Origin of the sequence: Halorientalis sp. LT38, from assembly GCF_037031225.1 — an archaeon.
GTDB lineage: Archaea > Halobacteriota > Halobacteria > Halobacteriales > Haloarculaceae > Halorientalis > Halorientalis halophila.
In genome coordinates, this window is record NZ_JAYEZN010000001.1 from 1,942,110 (window position 1) to 1,959,739 (window position 17,630).

A 17,630-nucleotide genomic window follows, 5' to 3' on the forward strand; every position below is an offset into this window, starting at 1 on the left:
GAGGGAACTGTTGGCGGCGCGACGAACGCCCTTTTTTGTACGCGGCGACCGAACCCGGGAGTATGCTCGAGGAACAGACCTGCCTGGTCACCGGAAGCTCACGCGGGATCGGTCGCGGCATCGCCGAGGAACTGGGTCGTCACGGGGCGGACGTCGTCGTCAACTACCGGTCCTCCGAGGGGGCGGCCCACGAGGCGGTCGACGCCATCGAGGACGAGGGCGGAACGGCCATCGCCGTCCAGGGGAACGTGGCCGAGTACGACGAGGTGCAGGCGATGTGCGAGGAGATCCACGACGCGTTCGGCCGGGTGGACGTGCTCGTCAACAACGCCGGGATCACGGTCGACAAGAAGTTCCAGAACATGACCCGCGAGGACTGGGACCGGGTCATCCAGGTGAACCTCGGCGGCGTCTTCAACTGCACCCACTGTCTGTTCGACGACGTGAAGGCCTCGGACACCGGCCGCCTCATCAATATCTCCTCGGTCGTCGGCCAGCAGGGCAACTACGGGCAGGCCAACTACGCCACCACCAAGTCCGGCCTCTTCGGCTTCACGCGGACGCTCGCACTCGAACTGGCCGCGTCCGGGTCGACCGCCAACTGCGTGGCCCCCGGGTTCGTCGAGACCGATATGCTGGAGGAGGTGCCCGAGCGCGTCCAGCAGAAGATCCTCGACCGCATCCCCCTGAATCGCTTCGCGACGGTCGACGACATCGCAGGCATCGTCCGGTTCGTCGCCAGCAAGGATTCGAGTTACATGACCGGCCAGATCCTCGCCGCCAACGGCGGCATGGAGTGGTAGGCGGGGCGCCGCTGCCGGACACCACCGATATTTTGGTCGCGGCCCGCGGAGTCGCGACCATGCGAGTCAGCGTCATCGGCGGCGGGCGGATCGACGAGGCGACGGCCGCGACCGCCCGTGCGGTCGGCCGCGAACTCGGCGCTCGCGGCCACGAGATCGTCTGCGGGGGACTGGGCGGGGTGATGGCGGCCGCCTGCGAGGGCGCGCACGAGACGGGCGGCCACACGATCGGCATCCTTCCCGGCCCGGACCGGACGGCCGCGAACGAACACGTCGACACCGCCATCGCGACCGACATGGGCAACGCCCGAAACGTGATCGTCGCGCTCAACGGCGACGCGGTGATCGCGATCGACGGGGCGACGGGGACGCTCTCGGAGATCGCCCACGCCCTGGACGTCGGTCGCCCGGTCGCTGGGATCGACACGCACGATATCGATGGCGTCGAGGCAGTCGACTCCGCGGGCGACGCCGTCGACTACGTGGAGAAGGCGGTCGAGTCGTGACCCGTCCGGACCGACTGCGCTGGGTACTCGAGAACCGCCGCGCACGTCGGTTGCTCGTCGAGACGGCGGTCGTGTTCGTCGGCGCGTTCACCGTCTTCGCGGTCTGGATCGGGCCGACGCTGCAGTCCGTCGCGCCCGGCGTGTTCGCCAGAGCGCCGGTCGATACCGGGCCGTACGAACTCCCGAAGACGGCACTGGGGTGGGCGCACCTGTTCGTCGTCGGGACGGCGACGCTCGGCTATCTCTACTACCGGCTCTACCGGACCGAGATGAGGCGATCGGTCTCGGCGGCCTTCCGTGACCGAACGGCGGAGCGTCGGCGGGACTGATCGGGGACGACCCGGACTCGCCGCCCGACGAGGTGTGGTTCAGTCGTTCAGCCAGTCGGCGAAGGAACCCTCGATCAGCGTCTCGGACTGTTTCTCGACGTACTTCGCCTGCATCCCCCAGATCGCCTCGGTGAGCGGGACGCCGCGGTCGACGGCGCGCTCGACGAGGCCGTGTTTCCAGCGGGCGGGCGTCGTCCGGCGGTCGACCCGCTCGCGGAGGGGGCGGATGTACCGCCGGGCCTCCTCGGTCGAGAGCCCCCTGAGTTCGAGGCCGTCGCGGGCGTACTCGAAGATCTCGCCGTAGATCTCGTCGACGGCACCGGTCTCCGTCGCGTCGGCGGTGAGCCAGGTGAACTCGGCGTCGAGGCCGTCGCAGACGGCGGCGTAGAAATTGGCCTTGGCCGTCTGCCAGTCCAGGTTCTGGACCGGGTGCTCGCGTCTCGGGAGGCTCTCCATGAGGCCGGCGAAGAGGGCCTGGAAGGCGACGGCGTCCCGGATCGTCGGCTGGCCCGAGAGGGGGCGGAACTCGATGCGGGCGTTGGCCGCGGACCGGGAGCCACCGTCGAAGACCGGGCGCACCCAGCGCCAGTAGGAGCCGTGTTTGTGCCGGAAGTGCCGGAAGCGGTCGTCGAAGCGCTGGCCCTCCGGGATGTCCATCGGGACGATGGTGCGGTCCTGCGCGATGTCGTGGATGGCGTCCTCGACGGTCTCGAAGTCGGGCGGGAAGCAGACCTTGGGGTCGCCCTCGCCGGTCGGCGGGTTCAGCACGTCCTCGAAGACCGTGATGCGGTGTTCCATCCAGGCGTCGGCGAGGATCTGCCCCGCCGGCACGTCGTCGTACAGGTCTGGCGGGAAGAATGGTGAGTTCGCGCCGAGCGCGGCGAGGGGGCCGGCCACCCGCAGCGCGTATGTGAAGTGCTCGGGGAGGTCGGGGGCGTGGGCGACCTGGTAGTGGGGCTGGATGGAGGTGATGAGGCTCTCGAGCATCACGGTGTCGTCCTCGACGTGGACGTGGGGCGCGTCGATCTCCAGGCCGGAGGGGTAGTCGGTGTTGGCCATCGCGTGGTAGCGCACCGAGTCGGACATGTTGGTCGCGATCTTGACGGAGTCGGCCTCGATGGAGTCACAGAGGTAGGTGGTCGCGGTCTCGCCGTTGGGCGGGACGGTCCACATGCCGTCGGAGACCAGCTGGATGTTCTCGCGGCCGACGGCCGTCTCGGCTGCCTCGACGTGGGCCTGGAGTTCCGCCGCCTGCTGTTCCAGCCCGTACCGCGAGAGGGGGACCGGCGAGGTCTGGATCTCGGCGTTGTGCAGGCCGAGTTCCTTCTCGAAGCCGATGCGATCCAGTAGCTGCCGGGGGACGCGCATCAGCGCGTCCGTCCGGTCGTCGACGGCGTATAGCTCCTGTTCGAGTCCGATTATCGACTGGGAGTTGTCGAAGGTGCCGGCGTACACCTCCTCGATCAGTTCTTCGGCCTCGGCCTCGGCGCGCTCCTGGAACGATTCGGCGTCGACGGCCAGCGCCTCCCGGACCTGCGCCGCGAGCTCGGAGCCGGACATACGCCCCCCTGTGCCGGCCTCGGTGATAAGCGCGGGGGTCTCAGGAGAGATCCGGCAACGGAACGACGACGACCGGCACGTCCAGACTCACCAGCACGTCCGCGGCGGTGCCGCCCAGCCCCGGGGCGGCGTCGGGATCGCCGCGGCGCGGGCCGATCAGCACCTCGTCGACCGACCGCTCGGCCACGAGCGACTGGATCACGTCGCTCGGGCGCCCCTCCTGGGTGATCGTCTCGACGGTCGGGTCGACCAGCCGGGTCCGGGCGACGTTCGTGGCGTCGCCGGCGTCGCGGGGATTCGAGTCGGGTTCGGTGACGCTCACGACGAGGACGGTGTCGTCGGCGGTCGCGCGGTCGGCGAGGTAGTCGCAGGCGGCCGCGGTCGTGTGGACCGAGGCGGTGGCGACGAGGAACGTGGTCATACCGGAGTCTGCGACCGCGAGCGACAAACCAGTTGTCCCGAACCGTGGAGCGGGCGTCCGCCGGACCGGAAGGCGACAGCGTTTTCCCCACCGGACTCGCCTCCACCTGTGTGCGAATCGAGAACAGCTTCATCCCGGTCCGGGGCGTGGGCGAGACGACCGAGCGCCGGCTCTGGGAGGACGGGATCACCCACTGGGACGACTTCGACCCGTCGGTGGTCGGCGACACCACCGCCGAGCGGATCCAGTCGTTCATCGACACCGCGCGGGACCGCCTGGCCGACGGCGACGCCCGCTACTTCGGCGAGCAGTTCCCCAGCGGCGAGCAGTGGCGCCTCTACGAGAACTTCCGCTCTTCGGCCTGTTTCTTCGACATCGAGACGACCGGACTCTCCCAGGACCGGGACCACGTGACGACCGTCAGTTTCCACCACGGCGGCGAGACCACGACCCTGGTCCGGGGCGACGACCTCACCGCCGACGCCCTGCGCGCGCAGTTCGACGACGCCGCCATGCTCGTCACGTTCAACGGCAAGCGCTTCGACGTCCCCTTCCTCGAGACCTCCTTCGACCTCTCGCTGGATCATCCCCACCTCGACCTCATGTACCCCTGCCGCCAGCTCGGACTCACCGGCGGGCTCAAGCGGATCGAATCGGAGATCGGCGTCGAGCGCGACCGCCCGGACATCTCCGGCGAGGACGCGGTGCGGCTCTGGCGCGAACACGAACGCGGCCGCGACGGCGCGCTGGAGACGCTCGTCTCCTACAACCGCGAGGACGCCGTCAACCTGCAGACGCTCACCGAGACCGTCGCCGACCGCCTCCACGCCGACGTGTTCGCGCCCGCGGCCGGCATCGACGGCTGAGCAGACGCCACGGCACATCCTCAGTTCCCAACCCCACACCCCCTCGTTTCGACTGCACGGACCGTCGCCGTACGTGAATCAGTCACGAGGACAGTCCCAGTCGAAGCGATGGTTACTCCTCGGCGTCCTCGGTCGACTCGAAGAGCGCGTCGACGTCGCCGGCGTCGAGCCACTCCTCCAGTCGGAACCAGTCCGGCGCGTCCGGATCCGGAATCCGGGGAATCGCGGGCCCGCCGGGGGCGTCGCCGGCTCCCGGGTCGGGGCGCTCCCCGTCTTCCCGCGGGTCGGTTTCACCGTCGGGAGCCGCGGCGTCGCCCCACCCGTGGCCCCCGTCGGCGTCGACGTGTTTGCGCATGCGGACGAAGGCGACGTCGACGTCGTCGATGGTGGTCACCTCGTCGTCGAGGCGCCAGTAGCCGACCGACTCGTAGAAGGGGACGGCGTTACGGGCGGCGACGATGTCGATCTCCTCGATCCCCTGGAAGCGGGCGGAGAGTTCCAGTTGCTTGACCAGCGCCGTTGCCACGCCCTGGCCGTGGTGGTCCGGGTGGACGTAGACGGCGTCGATGCGCTCGTCGGGGACGTTCAGGGCGCCGTAGCCGGCGATCCGGCCCTCGCGTTCCCCCACGTGGACGACGAAGCGGTCGTCGTCGATGGCCTCGGCGAAGGTGTCGGCGTAGCTGTCCTTCGGTTTCCAGGCCTGGACCTGCTCGGGCGAGTACTGCCAGTGTTCGAGGTCCTCGATCGCGTCCCGCTTGATCGAGAGGATCTCCTCGGCGTCCTCCGGCCGGGCCCGGCGAAAGCGGACGTCTGACATCGTTGTGGGGGACCTACCCGATTTTGCCGATCCGAGCGTAAAAGTAGTCGCATCGTACCAGCCCCTGAAACGAACGGTGAGCGGTCGGTATCGGGCACGAACCCGGCGGCGAAGTCGCGAGGTTATTCGGCGGCGTGCTCAGCGACGGGTTCGTCACGGTCGACGCTCTCGACTGCTACCTCGGACCCGTCCTCGGCGTCCGTTAGAGCGTCCGCCTCACTCGTCGCCCGGCGTCGGTACATCGTCCGGGCCGCCACCGCGACGCCCGCGAGCGCGACCAGTCCGATCACGCCGCCACGACGGGAGGGCGTCCGGGATTCGGACTCCGCCTCGGGCGCCATACGGTCGGGGTCGGTCACGCTGACCTCCTCCGCCGCGTCGGGGGCCATGCGGTCGGGGTCGGTGATCGCGACCTCGTCCTCGCGCCCGCCGAAGGGGGATCGGAAGTTCGCGCCGTCGAAGTGCATCTCGAACAGTGTGACGTCGTCGAATGCCATACCACCAGTACGTCTGCCGAGCACTTATAGACGTACTGATACGTGATAGCAGTGTCGCCGGGAGCGGCGCTTAGAACCCGCCCCAGCGCAGGTACACCATCGCGGCGATGATGGCAAGCTGGAAGAGGCCCTGGATCGCGCTCAGCCTCGCGTTGCGCATCCCGATCGCACCGATCAGTTCCGCGTCGGGGTTCGGAGAGCGCATCTCCAGGTACATCCGCACCTCGCCGGGCATCAGCACACCGAAGCCGACCACGCTGAGGACCGTCACGATCCCGAGGATGGCGACGAAGATCGGGCGCGTCATCCCGAAATCGGGGAGTGCGACGGCCAGGTAGGCCCCGCTGCCCACGAGGGCAATCCCGAAGGCGGTCAGCCACCGCCAGTCACGCAGCGCGTCGAACTGCCATCCGATCAGCGCCAGCGCGGGCAACAGGGTGGCCGCCGTCGTGAGCGCCAGCCACGCGTGGGCGTGCGGGAACGCCCAGGGCCCGCGGAGCGCGAGCGTGATGCCGCCGGCGATGGTGACGAGCGCCAGCGACGGCAGCAGGAAGGCAGTCTTGGGCGTGAGCCGCTCGAAGACGCTCGCTCGCTCCTGGACCGTCAGGCCACCGAGTACCGGCCCGAGCACGATGGCCAGGAACAGGTCGATGCCCGTCCAGAGCACGCCGGCCATGACGTGCACGTAGGTGTGCTGCGTGAGCGTCCCCAGCGTCAGCGCATAGAGCAATAGCGCCACCGGCACCGCGATCGCACCGACCGCGAACGCCGGATTCGCCCGCGTCCCCATACCACGTACCGTATCGCGTACCGAGACAGCCATCTCGACTGGCAGGTCGGCTACCTGTCACTAAATCGTACTGGTCGCGGCAGAAGCGACCCCTCAGCTGATGTGGATGGCCGGGCGGTTCGGCTCGGCCTTGGCCGCGAGGTCGTCGCTGCTGGCTCCGTCGGCGGAACGAACCCGCACGTCCGCACCGAACTCGTCCTCGAAGAGCCAGGCCGCCTGTTCCAGCACCTCGTGCTCGCGCCCGGGGTCGAGGACGGGACCGAGTTCCGCGCTCCGGTCCTGCAGGGCGGCGGCGAAGTCGGCGGCCGCCTCCCCGTGTTCGCGGACCGCCTCGTCGTCCATGACGCGCTCGACGACGGGCCGGTCGCCGTCGGCGGCGTCGCGGGCAATCTCGTGGGCCCTGTACTTCCACGCCTCGGCGACCACGAGTTCGATCGCCTCGGGGTCGGCGATGTCGACCACGTCGGTGATGTCGCGCACGTCGTCGAGCGTCCGGCGGATCAGCCCGCGCTCGATCCGGTAGTCCTCGACGTCGTGCAGCGGCGTCGGCCAGTCAGCAGTCGCAGCCAGGCCCTCCTCGCCGAGGAGGTGCCACAGTTCCTCGCCCAGATAGGGGGCGATCGGCGCGACCATCGCCGACAGCGCCCGCAGCGCCCGTCCGTAGGCGTACTTGTAGGGCGGCGCGTAGTCGCGGTAGCGCCGCAGCAGGCGGGCGAACCGGCGGAGTTCGCCGACCACCTGGTGGAACCGGAATCGGTCGTACTCCGCGGTGACCGCCGCGACGGTCCGGTCGATCTCGCGTTCGAGGTAGGCGTCGTGGGCCTCGCTCTCGGTCCTGGTCTCCAGTTCCCCGTTGGCGAACTCCGCGACCATCCCGTACAGTTCCTGCTGGAACTCGTAGACGGTCCTGACGTCCTCGGCCGTCCACTCGAAGTCCTGCTGGGGGTGGGCCGCCGAGAGGACGAAGAGCCTGGTCGTCTCCGCGCCGTACTCGTGGGGCGCGATGGCGTTGCCCTTCGACTTGGACATCTTCTCGCCGCCGTGGAGGACCGTCCCCTGGTTGACCAGTTTCTCGACTGGCTCGCGGCGGTCCAGCAGGTCCAGGTCGGCCAGCGCCCGGGTGAAAAACCGGATGTAGAGCAGGTGGAGGATGGCGTGTTCCTCGCCGCCGACGTAGACGTCCACCGGGAGCCACTCGTCGGCGATGTCGGCGTCGAAGGGCGCCTCGTCCAGTTCCGGACTGAGGTAGCGCAGGAAGTACCACGAGGAGTCGACGAAGGTGTCCATCGTGTCCGTCTCGCGCTCGGCCGGCCCGCCGCAGTCAGGGCAGGTCGCCTCGACGAACTCGTCGTTCTCGGCCAGGGGGTTCCCCGTCGTCTGGACGTACTCGGGCAGTTCCACCGGCAACTCGTCCTCGGGGACCGGGACGGGGCCACAGTCCGGGCAGTGGACGACCGGGATGGGCGTCCCCCAGTAGCGCTGGCGGGAGATGAGCCAGTCCCGGAGCCGGTAGGTCACGTCGTGGGCGACCGCGTCGTGCTCGCGCAACTGCTCGCGGGCGGCGGCGCTCGCGAGGCCGTCGTACTCGCCGCTGTCGGTGAGCATCCCGTCGTCGGTGAACGGCTCCTCGGGCAGTCGCGTCTCGGCGTCGCCGATGGGTTCGATCACCTGCCGGAGCGGCAGGTCCTGCGCCCGTGCGAAGGCGTGGTCGCGTTCGTTGTGGGCCGGGACGCCCATCACCGCGCCCGTCCCCACGTCGTCGAGGACGTAGGCGGCGACGTACACCGGCAGTTCCTCGCCGGTCAGCGGGTGGGTCGCGGTCAGCCCGGTGTCGATGCCGGTCGTGCCGGCCTCGCCAGGGTCGGCCGCCCGGACCGCCTCGACGTAGTCGGCCACGTCGTCGTCCTCTGCGGCGATCTCGGCTGCCAGGTCGTGGCCCGGCGAGAGCGCGAGGTAGGTCGCGCCGAAGACCGTGTCCGGCCGGGTGGTGAACACGTCCATCTCGTCGCCGTCCACCTCGAACGTGACCCGTGCGCCCTCCTGGCGGCCGATCCAGTTGCGCTGGATGTCACGGACGCCGTCGGGCCACTCCTCAAGGTCGTCGAGGCCTGCGTGCAGTTCCGCGGCGTAGTCGGTGATCGAGAGGAACCACTGGTCGAGTTCGCGGCGGCCGACCGGCGTCTCGCAGCGCCAGCACACCTCGACGGTCCCGGTCGTCCCGTCGTCGTGGTCCCGTTCGTGCTCGGTCACTTGCGCGTCAGCGAGCACGGTCTCGCAGTCCGGACACCAGTTGACGGCGGCGGCCTCGTAGTCGACGAGGCCGGCCTCGTAGAACTGCGTGAAGAGCCACTGGTTCCAGCGGTAGTACTCGGGGTCGCAGGTCGTGATCTCCCGGGACCAGTCGTAGCCAAAGCCCATCCGCTCGAGTTCGTCGCGCATCCGCTCGATGCAGGTGCGGGTCCAGGACTCGGGGTCGGTGTCGCGGTCGAAGGCCGCGTTCTCCGCCGGGAGGCCGAACGCGTCCCAGCCCATCGGGTGGAGGACCTCGTCGCCGCACATCCGGCGGTAGCGAGCGTAGGCGTCGGTGATCGCGTAGTTGCGGACGTGGCCCATGTGCAGCGCCCCGGACGTGTAGGGGAACATCCCGAGGACGTAGGTCGGATCGTCCGCGTCGTCGGGACAGTCGTAGACGCCCTCCTCGGCCCAGACGTGCTGCCAGTACTCCGTGACCTGTGACGGGTTGTAGCGCTGGGACATCGAATTCGCCGTTGTGCCCATCTGGCACCGCGACCCACATGACTGTTCGGTTGCCGCCCCACGGGAATCGGGACGTCTCCGCCGCGAGAGCCGGAGCCAGAAGAGCGCGAGGGCCGACGGGAAGCGGGGACGGAACGTCCCATCACCGGCTCGAAAAAACACTACTGACTGATATCGCATACGACGTCGGTAGCCCGTGAAATCTGATACGATTCCCAGTTCTCAGAAATAGGGGAGAGGGCGCTTTTCCGCGTATAGGGACCGGTATCCAGATAGTTGCGTGGTAGTATCCATCTTGCACACAGATATTCATTCTAAAAGATATATTGATATCAGATGGTTCCGAGAGTCAGTGTGCTCGTGGATCGGCCACGAGGTGAGAGAACAATGAGCAAACACGACGATCTGGACGGCGACATCGACGAGCGAGCGGCCGACCGGGACGGGTTCGGCCTGAACCGGCGGACGGCGTTGAAGGGGAGTGTGGTCGGGCTCGCCGCCCTCACCGGCTTCGCATCGAACGCTGCGGCGCACCACAGGGACGGCCACGGCGGTAGCCAGGGCGGCAGCGGGAGTCCCGGTGGCAGCGGTGCGAACCAGTTCAGGTTCGCGGGCGAGGAGTGGCAGTTCATGTACGCTTCCTCGGACCCAGGAGCGAACACGTCCGAGGTCCGGACGCTGATGCGACTCGACGACGTGAAGAAGTCCACCAGCTGGCAGGATTCACTCGTCCTCCAGCCGAGCATCGAATCGAGCCTCGTGACCGACGTCGGGCTGACCGGCGACTACGACCGGTCACGTGCAGCAGCGGGCATCCTCGGGTGGATCGAGATCCGGGAGTCCGCGGGCGGCGACTGGCAGATGGTGACCATCGACGACGATCTGGTCGCCCCACCGACCGAGACCGAGGTCGACGCCGACGGGGAGTTCGCCGGGACGACCGAGCGGGTCGCGGAACTGGCGCGCGGCGTCGTCGCCTTCAATACCCGCGACTTCCAGGCGCAGTGGGACCTCAGGGAGATTACCGAGGCCATCGAGACGCTCGACCAGGACGACATTCTCGAGACGGACTGGGACGAGCTGTTCCTCGACCTCTACCTCAGGACCCGGAGTGCGAATTCGTTCAACTACACGAAAACGAACCTGCCCGGGACGCACGACGTCCGGCTCCGGGGCGCCCTGCACGTCTTCGTCGACGACGATTCCAGCGAGGACGTCTACGCGGAGGCGGTCGTCGGGAACCGAACGATGCTCGTCGAACCGCGGAAAATCCGCGCCGCCGTCGATTCCCGGACCGAGCAGTAGCCCATCACCTGCAGGGCACAGGGTGCAGCGTTGACTTTTTTTTTCGCTGTCGGTCCAAGATCGAATCGGGAGACTGTCCGTTCAGGAACCACCAGAACCCAGTCGACCGTCGAACGTCTACGCCTACAGATGACCCGAACCAAGACACTCACCGTCACCGACATGTCCTGCACGGGCTGCGAGGAGACCGTCGAGGACGCGCTCCGGAAGATCGACGGCGTCCGGAGCGTCCAGGCCGATCACGAGGGCGACCGTGTCACCGTCGAGGCCGACGACGACGTCGCCGAGACCGAACTGACCAACGCGATTTCGGACGCCGGCTACCACCCGGCCTGAATCCGCCGCAGAATCGCCGGAGAGCCGCCGCCCTCACCGCGGCAGCGAGGACTCTCCGGTCGGCTTGCCGAGCGCCGCAGAGCGGCCGTCCTTGAGGATCTCGAAGACGGTCATCAGATCGGTGCGAGAGACCAGTCCGACGAGGTCGCCCCGGTCGTCGAGGACGAGCAGTCGGCCGACGTTCTGGCGCGTCATGGTCGAGATGGCGTCCTCGGCCGCCGTCTCGGGGGTGACCGTCCGCAGGTCACTGGTCATCACGTCCTCGACGCGGATCGCGTCCCGCTCGACCGAGTCGACCCCCTGCACGTCAGAGAGGGTCACGATCCCGCGGAGGTCGCCCGACGCCGTGACGACCGGGTAGCCGGTGTGGCGTTCGCGGACCATGCGGTCCACGAGGTCGGCGACGCTCGTCTCCGGCGTGACCGTCGAGAGTTCGCCCGCCGGCGTCATCACGTCGGCGACGCTCAGCCCCTCGAAGGCGGCCTCGAGGATCAACTGCCGGGTTTCGCCCGACGCGCCGATGTAGATGAAGAAGGCGATGGCGATCCAGAAGATCTGCCCCAACATGATCCCGCCCAGTCCGAGCAGGACGGCGAAGCCCTTCCCGACGCCGGCGGCGATGCGGGTCGCTTCCAGTCGCGTGCGGTTGCGCGACAGGAGCGCTCGCAGGATGCGCCCGCCGTCCATCGGGAAGCCGGGGAGCATGTTGAACGCGGCGAGGAAGACGTTGAGGACGGCCAGGTAGCCGAAGACGAACCGCGGCGCGGGCTGGCCGACCGGGAAGGCGAGGAAGGCCGCGTAACAGAGCGCGCCGACGCCGACGCTGACGATGGGTCCGGCGACGGCGATGGTGAACTCCTGGCGCCAGTCCTCGGGGAACTCCTCGAGCTGGGCCAGGCCACCCAGGAACCAGAGGGTGATCGAGTCGACGCCGACGCCGTAGCGCTGGGCGACCAGCGCGTGCCCGAACTCGTGGACGAGGACGCCGCCGAACAACCCGAGCGCGGCGGCCAGCCCCAGCACCCACGGGAGTGACCCGCTGGTCAGCGCCGCCGCGTCGATGGTCGTCCCCAGAGACTCCGCGAGGACGTCCGCAGTCACGTCGACCTGCGATCCGATCAGGAACACGAGGACCGGGAGGACGAGCAGGAACGAGCCACCCAGTCGAATCGGGATCCCGAACGCCGAACCGATCCGCACACTTGCCATGGCTCAGTGTAAGAGCATCGGCCGGATAAGTCGTGCCCTCCGGGTCGAACCCTGTCGCTTCGGGTCGAGAACCCCCGGAGGGGAGAAGGATCACACCCGGCAAACGGGCAGCCGAAACGCACCCCTCGAGCGCTCCGGAGCGCTCCTGTGAGAACCGTCACCAGTCGTCGCCGATGGCCTCGCGAGCGCGCTCGTAGCCCGCGGCGGTGCGCCAGGTCCGCCCCGTCTCGCGGTGGCGGACGACGTACTCGCTCCCGCACTCGCCGCAGCGGTAGCCCGCGTCCGGCTTCCGGACGGGTTTCGAGGCGCGGTGGCGCTCGGGCCGCCAGGCGCAGTCGTCGCTCGTGCAGACCAGTTCGAGGCGGCCGTCGGTGAACGAGCGGCAGTACCGCGGCGCGTCGATCTCGTCGGCCTTCGCGCGGAAGCGCTCGCCGTGGCCGGACTCGCCGTACCGCTCGAACTCCCAGGCGTGGACGAGTTCGTGGCGGATCGTCCCGCGAAACTCCGTCCAGCCGAACTCGCGGTAGGCGTCCCAGGTGAGGACGACGGTGATCGCCTCCGTCTCGGGGTCGTACCGGCAGCTCCCGGCCCGCCGCCTGGCACGCTCGGAGACGTCCCACGAGAGCGCGTCGGTGTCGAGGTCGATCGGCACGGTCTCGGCGTACTCGGCCGCCCGCTCGAGCAGCGCCTCGCGCGTCGCCGGCTCCGCCGTCGTCACGGGCGACCCCTCTCGGCGGTCCCCCTAATCCGTTCCGCCCACACCGGCGGCATGTTTCTAACAACGTGTACTATTGCCCGTTGAAATTCTAACATTGTGAGAATTCGGCGCTAGATTTATTTCGGTCGCGGGGGAACCGTTGGGGTATCGACATGCTCACGTTCAACGACTCCGAGGCGGCCGAGGAACTGGCGGCGCGCGCACACGACCTGATGGAGGACGTGGTCCTCCCGAAAGAGCGGGAACTGTCCGGCGGGATGTCGGTCTCGGACAGCACGATCAACGAACTTCGGGAGGCCGCCCGCGAGTACGGCGTCTACGCGCCACAGATCGACGAGGAGTACGGCGGCATGGGCTATGACTTCCGTGACACCCTGCCGACCTTCGAGGAGGCCGGGCGGTCGACGCTGGGCCAGATCGCGATGCGGGTCGACGCCCCCGACGAGGGGAACATGCACCTGCTGGAACTGCACGGCTCCGAACTCCAGAAAGAGGAGTACCTGAAGCCGCTCGTCGACGGGGAGATCGCGTCCGGCTTCTCGATGACCGAGCCGATGCAGGGCGGCGGCTCCGACCCGAAGATGCTGAAGACGACAGCGGAGAAGGACGGCGACGAGTGGGTCATCGACGGCCACAAGTGGTGGACCAGCAAGGGCATCAAGGCCGACGTGTTGCTCGTGTTCGCCCGCACGGACCAGGAGGCCCACCCCTACGAGGGCTGTTCGGTGTTCCTGGTGCCCAAGGACGCCGACGGCGTCGAGGTCGTCCGGAACATCCCCCACGTCGGCAGCGACGTCCACGGGATGGGCCACGCCGAGATCAAGTACAACGGCGTGCGCGTCCCCGAGGAACACCTGCTGGGCGAGGAGGGCAAGGGCTTCCAGCACGTCCAGGAGCGGCTCGGTCCCGCCCGGCTGACCCACTGCATGCGCTACTCCGGGATGGCCGAGCGGGCGCTCGACGTGACCAAGGCCTACATGAGCGAACGCGACGCATTCGGCGACAAGCTCGCCGAGAAACAGCACCCCCGCATGGTCATCGCCGAACAGGAGACCAACCTGGCGGCCGCCCGTTCTTTGGTTCGCCAGGCCGCAGACCGGATCTCCGCTGGCCACGAGGCCCGCGTCGAGGTCTCGATGGCGAAGGTGTTCACGGCGAACGCGACCCAGGAGGCCATCGACACCGCGCTGCAGTTCCTCGGCGGCAACGGCATCGCCAAGGACCTGCCCGTCGCGGACTTCTACGAGAGCGTCCGGCAGTTCCGCATCGTCGACGGGGCCGACGAGGTCCACAAGCGCACCGTCGCCCGCGAGGCCTTCGCGGACGTGCCCGAGGAGGAACTCGACGCGCTCACGCGGTACGACGGCTGACGCGTCAGTCCAGCCCCTCGCGCTCGCGCAGGGTCGCGCGCCTGACTTTCCCCGTCGCGGTCTTGGGGAGGTCGTCGACGAACTCGATCGCGCGGGGGTACTCGTACTCGGCCAGGCGGTCGCGGACGTGCTGGCGGAGGCGCTCCCGGGTGTCCTCGGTCGGGTCGTCCCCGTCGGCGAGGACGACGAACGCCTTCGGGACCGTCCCCCGCTCGTCGTCGGGGACGCCGATCACGGCGGCGTCGGCGGCGGCCGGGTGGCCCGCGACGCTGTCCTCGACTTCCTCCGGGCCGATGCGGTAGCCCGCCGAGATGATCACGTCGTCCTTGCGCGATTTGAACTGGAGGTAGCCGTCCTCGTCCAGCAGGCCGAGGTCCTCGGTCAGCAGCCAGCCGTTCTTCACCTTGCCGGCGGTCGCCTCGGGTTTCTCCCAGTACTCGACGAAACAGACCGGGTTCCCTTCGTAGCGCACCGCGATCTCGCCGACCTCGCCGCGCTCGACCGTCGGTTCGGCGGTGTCGGGGTCGACGATCTCGATCTCGTGGCCGGGGCCGGCCCGGCCGATGAACCCCTCGCGGAACTCGGTGAGGGCGGTACAGCCGCCGACGAGCATGTTCGCCTCGGTCTGGCCGTATCCCTCGTGGACGGTGGTGCCGCCGAAGGTGTCGGCGGCCCAGTCGACGATGGTCTCCCCGAGGGACTCGCCGCCGCTGGCGATGGTTCGCAGGCTCCCCGCGTCGAAGCGGTCGGGGTCCTCGACCTGCATCATCATCCGCAGCGCCGTCGGCGGCGCGAAGAAGTTCGTGACGCCGTAGCGCTCGACGACCTCGAAGGCCGTCTCCGGATCGAAGGGGCCGCCGTCGTACGCGACGACCGGGCGGCCGTAGAAGAGGGCGGGCACCACCACGTCGAACAGGGAGGCGATCCAGGCCCACTCGGCCGGCGTCCAGAACACGGTGTCCTCGGGCGACTCCAGATTCAGCATCGTCGTGACGAAAAGCGGGAGGTGGCCCAGCAGCGTGCGGTGGGCGTGGCGAACTCCCTTCGGATCGCCGGTCGTCCCCGAGGTGTAGATGACGATGGCGTCGTCCTCCGCGTCGGTCTCGACGGTGTCGAACGTCCGGGGCTGGTCGGCCAGCGCGTCCTGCAGCGCGATCTCGTCGTCCCGTAACTCGGCGTCGCCGACCGTCACGACGGTCTCGAGGGCGGGCAGCGACTCCCGCGCCTCCCGGACGGCGTCGAGGTTGGCGGCGTCGACCACGGCGGCGACGGCGTCGCAGTCGTCCAGCCGGTACTCGACGGCGTCGGGGCCGAACAGCGTCGACAGGGGGACCGAGACCGCGCCGAGTTTCCAGGCCGCGACGTGGGCGAACACCGTCTCCGGCCGCTGGGGCGCGTTCACGCCGACGCGGTCGCCCCGCTGGACGCCCTGGGCGCGCAGGTAGTTCGCCAGGCGGTTCGCGATCCGCTGGAACTGCCAGAAGGTGTAGGTCTCACGGTCGGCCGCTGCCACGCCGGTCGCGTCCCGGCGCGACGACGGGTCGCCGTCGGACTCGCGTTCGGCGAACAGCGCGACGCGGCGCCTGTCGGTGGCCCAGCGGTCGCAGAGGTACGTCGCCATGTTGAACTGCTCGGGGACCTCCCAGTCGAAGGCCGCCCGGAGCTGGTCGTAGTCGTCCCACTCGTCCTCGTAGAAGTGATAGGCGTCGAGCCGGTCGCCACGTGCCATGGGTTGGGAACCCATGGCGATATGGCGGGGGCCGTGATACGCGTTTCCCTGAGCTACCCGGTTAGTAGGGACTCACTCGAACAGGCGTCCGCGAGAACCCCTCGGCGTTGCGCGTCACGACCGGCTCGTCGCGTACGACCGCGATGCCGGCGATCATTGCGTCGACGGCACCGATTCGCGCACCCTCGTCACGAAGTCCGCGCTGGATGTCCACGGCGCGTCTCGCGGCCGCTCCGTCGTAGGGAACGAGCGTCACGTCGTCCATGACGTCCTCGAACCGCCGACCGGTCCCGCTGTTCGGATCGATCCCGACGCCGACTTCGGTGTAGACCAGTGTCGGAACGACGAGGTGCTCGTCCCGGATCTCGTCGAGTTTCGCGACCGCGGCGTCGTCGCCGTCCAGCAGATCGATCAGAAAACAGGCGTCGAGGATCACCGTTCGCCGTCCGTGCCCACTCTGGCGACCACGTCCGACCGGAACGATCGAGAGCGCTCCCGGAGCGTCTCTGCCTCCTCGTCGTCCAGCGCGCCGACCAGGTCGTATAGCGGGTGCTCGTCGTTCCCGAGCAGGCGGTCGACCACGTCGCTGAAGCTCTCGTCTTCGCCTTTCGCCCGGCGGAGCCGTTCGTAGGTCTCCGCTTCGAGACTGACCGTCTTGCTCGACATCCGTGTCTCTGTATATTCTGAATCTGTGTATATCAAATTTGGCGGCCCTCGGCCGCCCCCGGGAAGTTTATCGGGCCGCCCACACACTCACGGCCATGGTAGACGCGACGGTCTCGGTCGTCGATCGCGGCTCCGTCCGGTCGGACGTGAACTACGTCGTCGAGGGGTTCTCCGTCGGCACCGCCACGGAGCCCGACCCGGACACGGTCCGGGCCGACGGCGCGGTGTACAACCTGGTGATCGACCACCCCGAGGCGACGATCCTCTGGGACACCGGCTCTCACCCGGAGGCGGGCGACGGCCACTGGCCGCCGGCGCTGTACGACGCCTTCGAGCACTACGACGCCGACGAGCACCCGCTTCCCGAGGCCCTGGACGAGGTCGGCTACGCCATCGACGAAATCGACGCCGTGATCCAGACCCACCTCCACATCGACCACGCCGGCGGCCTGCAGCACTTCGCCGGCACCGACGTCCCGATCTACGTCCACGAGGAGGAACTGAAGTTCGCCTACTACAGCGCGAAATCCGACGCGGGCGACGACGCTTACGTCACCGCGGACTTCGACCACGATCTGAACTGGGAAATCGTCCACGACGACCGGACGATGCCCTTCGCCGACCTCGAACTGCTCCACCTGCCCGGCCACACGCCCGGCCAGCTGGGCGTGAAACTCGACCTCGACGGCTTCGGGACCGCCCTGTTCGCCGGCGACGAGGCGTTCAGCCGCGCCAACTACGACGGGGAACAGCCGATGGGCGGCCCGCTGCTGTGGAGCAAGCGCGACTGGTTCGAGAGTCTGCAGTTCCTGAAGGACCTCGAACGGCGGACCGACGCCGCCGTCTACTGCGGCCACGACGCCGACGACGTCGACCGCATGCGCGAGGAGTTGCCCTGACCGGCCGCGGCGGCTGCCTCCGCCGGACCGCTTTTGTCCGCCCCGCGTCTGC

The 17,630-nt window shown here is 68.7% G+C and carries 19 protein-coding genes; 8 read left to right on the forward strand and 11 right to left on the reverse strand.

Annotated features, from left to right (window positions below; translation table 11 throughout):
- Positions 1 to 62 precede the first annotated feature (62 nt).
- Genes U5918_RS09875 through U5918_RS09885 form a run of 3 tightly spaced genes read left to right on the forward strand, consistent with a single transcriptional unit; the run spans position 63 to position 1,638 of the window.
- Positions 63 to 803 (forward strand): beta-ketoacyl-ACP reductase, encoded by a 741-nt coding sequence (locus U5918_RS09875; RefSeq protein ID WP_336001183.1) that lies wholly within the window; start codon positions 63 to 65, stop codon positions 801 to 803.
- Positions 804 to 862: 59 nt separating this feature from the next.
- Entirely contained in the window at positions 863 to 1,309 is a 447-nt protein-coding gene (locus U5918_RS09880; RefSeq protein WP_336001184.1) for a TIGR00725 family protein, read from the forward strand.
- Positions 1,306 to 1,638, forward strand: a complete 333-nt coding sequence (locus U5918_RS09885) for a hypothetical protein (RefSeq protein WP_336001185.1) — start codon at positions 1,306 to 1,308, stop codon at positions 1,636 to 1,638. Before U5918_RS09880 ends, U5918_RS09885 begins: the two co-directional genes overlap by 4 nt.
- A 39-nt stretch (positions 1,639 to 1,677) precedes the next feature.
- Here the strand turns inward: U5918_RS09885 and U5918_RS09890 are convergent, their stop codons facing one another.
- A complete protein-coding gene (locus tag U5918_RS09890) occupies positions 1,678 to 3,198 on the reverse strand; it encodes a glutamate-cysteine ligase family protein (protein WP_336001186.1) in 1,521 nt (506 codons plus the stop codon).
- A 40-nt stretch (positions 3,199 to 3,238) separates the two neighbouring features.
- Positions 3,239 to 3,619 (reverse strand): universal stress protein, encoded by a 381-nt coding sequence (locus U5918_RS09895; RefSeq protein WP_336001187.1) that lies wholly within the window; start codon positions 3,617 to 3,619, stop codon positions 3,239 to 3,241.
- Between the two features lie 110 nt (positions 3,620 to 3,729).
- On the opposite strand from U5918_RS09895, the gene U5918_RS09900 reads away from it, so the two are divergent.
- Positions 3,730 to 4,485 carry a ribonuclease H-like domain-containing protein gene (locus U5918_RS09900; protein WP_336001188.1) on the forward strand — a complete coding sequence of 252 codons (756 nt, stop codon included), beginning with the start codon at positions 3,730 to 3,732 and terminating at the stop codon, positions 4,483 to 4,485.
- A 112-nt stretch (positions 4,486 to 4,597) separates the two neighbouring features.
- Here U5918_RS09900 and U5918_RS09905 read toward each other — a convergent pair whose 3' ends face one another.
- The 4 genes from U5918_RS09905 to leuS form a co-directional block, all read right to left on the reverse strand.
- Positions 4,598 to 5,302, reverse strand: a complete 705-nt coding sequence (locus U5918_RS09905) for a GNAT family N-acetyltransferase (RefSeq protein ID WP_336001189.1) — start codon at positions 5,300 to 5,302, stop codon at positions 4,598 to 4,600.
- 122 nt (positions 5,303 to 5,424) lie between these two features.
- Positions 5,425 to 5,799 carry a hypothetical protein gene (locus U5918_RS09910; protein WP_336001190.1) on the reverse strand — a complete coding sequence of 125 codons (375 nt, stop codon included), beginning with the start codon at positions 5,797 to 5,799 and terminating at the stop codon, positions 5,425 to 5,427.
- A 70-nt stretch (positions 5,800 to 5,869) separates the two neighbouring features.
- Positions 5,870 to 6,589 (reverse strand): hypothetical protein, encoded by a 720-nt coding sequence (locus U5918_RS09915; protein WP_336001191.1) that lies wholly within the window; start codon positions 6,587 to 6,589, stop codon positions 5,870 to 5,872.
- 93 nt (positions 6,590 to 6,682) lie between these two features.
- The gene (leuS, locus tag U5918_RS09920; protein WP_336003318.1) at positions 6,683 to 9,346 is read right to left on the reverse strand and encodes a leucine--tRNA ligase; all 2,664 of its coding nucleotides are present in this window, start codon (positions 9,344 to 9,346) and stop codon (positions 6,683 to 6,685) included.
- 387 nt (positions 9,347 to 9,733) lie between these two features.
- On the opposite strand from leuS, the gene U5918_RS09925 reads away from it, so the two are divergent.
- Positions 9,734 to 10,651: a hypothetical protein gene (locus tag U5918_RS09925; protein ID WP_336001192.1), complete on the forward strand. Its 918-nt coding sequence runs from the start codon at positions 9,734 to 9,736 to the stop codon at positions 10,649 to 10,651.
- Between the two features lie 129 nt (positions 10,652 to 10,780).
- A complete protein-coding gene (locus tag U5918_RS09930) occupies positions 10,781 to 10,987 on the forward strand; it encodes a heavy-metal-associated domain-containing protein (RefSeq protein ID WP_336001193.1) in 207 nt (68 codons plus the stop codon).
- A gap of 33 nt (positions 10,988 to 11,020) precedes the next feature.
- Here U5918_RS09930 and U5918_RS09935 read toward each other — a convergent pair whose 3' ends face one another.
- Complete coding sequence (locus tag U5918_RS09935; RefSeq protein ID WP_336001194.1) at positions 11,021 to 12,196, reverse strand: CBS domain-containing protein; 1,176 nt, start codon at positions 12,194 to 12,196, stop codon at positions 11,021 to 11,023.
- Between the two features lie 157 nt (positions 12,197 to 12,353).
- Complete coding sequence (locus U5918_RS09940; protein WP_336001195.1) at positions 12,354 to 12,914, reverse strand: SprT-like domain-containing protein; 561 nt, start codon at positions 12,912 to 12,914, stop codon at positions 12,354 to 12,356.
- 152 nt (positions 12,915 to 13,066) lie between these two features.
- On the opposite strand from U5918_RS09940, the gene U5918_RS09945 reads away from it, so the two are divergent.
- On the forward strand, positions 13,067 to 14,284 hold the full coding sequence (locus U5918_RS09945) for an acyl-CoA dehydrogenase family protein (RefSeq protein ID WP_336001196.1): 1,218 nt from the start codon (positions 13,067 to 13,069) through the stop codon (positions 14,282 to 14,284).
- A 4-nt stretch (positions 14,285 to 14,288) separates the two neighbouring features.
- Here U5918_RS09945 and U5918_RS09950 read toward each other — a convergent pair whose 3' ends face one another.
- From U5918_RS09950 to U5918_RS09960, 3 genes are read right to left on the reverse strand one after another with little or no spacing between them, the layout of a single operon-like run.
- Positions 14,289 to 16,028, reverse strand: a complete 1,740-nt coding sequence (locus tag U5918_RS09950) for an acyl-CoA synthetase (protein ID WP_336001197.1) — start codon at positions 16,026 to 16,028, stop codon at positions 14,289 to 14,291.
- A gap of 46 nt (positions 16,029 to 16,074) precedes the next feature.
- Entirely contained in the window at positions 16,075 to 16,449 is a 375-nt protein-coding gene (locus tag U5918_RS09955; protein ID WP_336001198.1) for a PIN domain-containing protein, read from the reverse strand.
- Positions 16,446 to 16,679 carry an antitoxin VapB family protein gene (locus tag U5918_RS09960; RefSeq protein WP_336001199.1) on the reverse strand — a complete coding sequence of 78 codons (234 nt, stop codon included), beginning with the start codon at positions 16,677 to 16,679 and terminating at the stop codon, positions 16,446 to 16,448. Before U5918_RS09960 ends, U5918_RS09955 begins: the two co-directional genes overlap by 4 nt.
- A gap of 95 nt (positions 16,680 to 16,774) precedes the next feature.
- Here U5918_RS09960 and U5918_RS09965 point away from each other — a divergent pair, with 95 nt between their 5' ends.
- The gene (locus U5918_RS09965) at positions 16,775 to 17,578 is read left to right on the forward strand and encodes an N-acyl homoserine lactonase family protein (protein ID WP_336001200.1); all 804 of its coding nucleotides are present in this window, start codon (positions 16,775 to 16,777) and stop codon (positions 17,576 to 17,578) included.
- Positions 17,579 to 17,630 lie beyond the last annotated feature (52 nt).

Bases quoted from the DNA above. Each gene is read 5' to 3' on its own strand.
- U5918_RS09950 (WP_336001197.1), bottom strand. From the start codon at position 16,028: ATGGGTTCCCAACCCATGGCACGTGGCGACCGGCTCGACGCCTATCAC.
- U5918_RS09945 (WP_336001196.1), top strand. From the start codon at position 13,067: ATGCTCACGTTCAACGACTCCGAGGCGGCCGAGGAACTGGCGGCGCGC.
- U5918_RS09875 (WP_336001183.1), top strand. From the start codon at position 63: ATGCTCGAGGAACAGACCTGCCTGGTCACCGGAAGCTCACGCGGGATC.
- U5918_RS09915 (WP_336001191.1), bottom strand. From the start codon at position 6,589: ATGGGGACGCGGGCGAATCCGGCGTTCGCGGTCGGTGCGATCGCGGTG.
- U5918_RS09935 (WP_336001194.1), bottom strand. From the start codon at position 12,196: ATGGCAAGTGTGCGGATCGGTTCGGCGTTCGGGATCCCGATTCGACTG.
- U5918_RS09905 (WP_336001189.1), bottom strand. From the start codon at position 5,302: ATGTCAGACGTCCGCTTTCGCCGGGCCCGGCCGGAGGACGCCGAGGAG.
- U5918_RS09930 (WP_336001193.1), top strand. From the start codon at position 10,781: ATGACCCGAACCAAGACACTCACCGTCACCGACATGTCCTGCACGGGC.
- U5918_RS09895 (WP_336001187.1), bottom strand. From the start codon at position 3,619: ATGACCACGTTCCTCGTCGCCACCGCCTCGGTCCACACGACCGCGGCC.
- U5918_RS09965 (WP_336001200.1), top strand. From the start codon at position 16,775: ATGGTAGACGCGACGGTCTCGGTCGTCGATCGCGGCTCCGTCCGGTCG.
- U5918_RS09960 (WP_336001199.1), bottom strand. From the start codon at position 16,679: ATGTCGAGCAAGACGGTCAGTCTCGAAGCGGAGACCTACGAACGGCTC.
- U5918_RS09925 (WP_336001192.1), top strand. From the start codon at position 9,734: ATGAGCAAACACGACGATCTGGACGGCGACATCGACGAGCGAGCGGCC.
- U5918_RS09880 (WP_336001184.1), top strand. From the start codon at position 863: ATGCGAGTCAGCGTCATCGGCGGCGGGCGGATCGACGAGGCGACGGCC.
- U5918_RS09910 (WP_336001190.1), bottom strand. From the start codon at position 5,799: ATGGCATTCGACGACGTCACACTGTTCGAGATGCACTTCGACGGCGCG.
- leuS (WP_336003318.1), bottom strand. From the start codon at position 9,346: ATGTCCCAGCGCTACAACCCGTCACAGGTCACGGAGTACTGGCAGCAC.
- U5918_RS09890 (WP_336001186.1), bottom strand. From the start codon at position 3,198: ATGTCCGGCTCCGAGCTCGCGGCGCAGGTCCGGGAGGCGCTGGCCGTC.